At 55.7% G+C, this 393-nt stretch carries 1 protein-coding gene; it reads right to left on the bottom strand.

Annotated features, from left to right (window positions below; all coding sequences use genetic code 11):
* Positions 1-389 (bottom strand): hypothetical protein (locus tag OO306_RS28250; RefSeq protein WP_265970406.1); only part of this gene is annotated, 389 nt, incomplete at its 3' end.
* Between the last annotated feature and the right edge of the window lie 4 nt (positions 390-393).

Genomic DNA, 393 nt, shown 5'->3' with positions numbered 1-393 from the left:
TGGTGATGGTGGTGTGAGGAGACGGTGACCTGGGTCCCCTTCCCCCAGTACTCGTACTTTGATGAGCCCTGGTAGGTCAGGGGACCATGTCCAATTGCACAGTAATAAAGGGCCGTGTCCTCAGGTTTCAGGCTGTTCATTTGCAGATACACCGTGTTCTTGGCGTTGTCATAGGAGATGGTGAATCGGCCCTCCACGGAGGATGCATATAATGTGCGTCCAGTACTAGTAATAGTTGCTACAAACTCACGCTCTTTACCTGAAGCCTGGCGGAACCAGCCCATGGCAAAGGCACTGAAGGTGCGTCCAGAGGCTGCACAGGAGAGTCTCAGAGAGTCCCCAGCCTGCACCAATCCTCCCCCAGACTCCTGCAGCTGCACCTGGGCCATGGCC

It is taken from the genome of Pseudomonas sp. DCB_AW (assembly GCF_026240895.1).
Lineage (GTDB): Bacteria > Pseudomonadota > Gammaproteobacteria > Pseudomonadales > Pseudomonadaceae > Aquipseudomonas > Aquipseudomonas kermanshahensis.
This window is presented reverse-complemented; position numbering and strand designations above follow the sequence as displayed.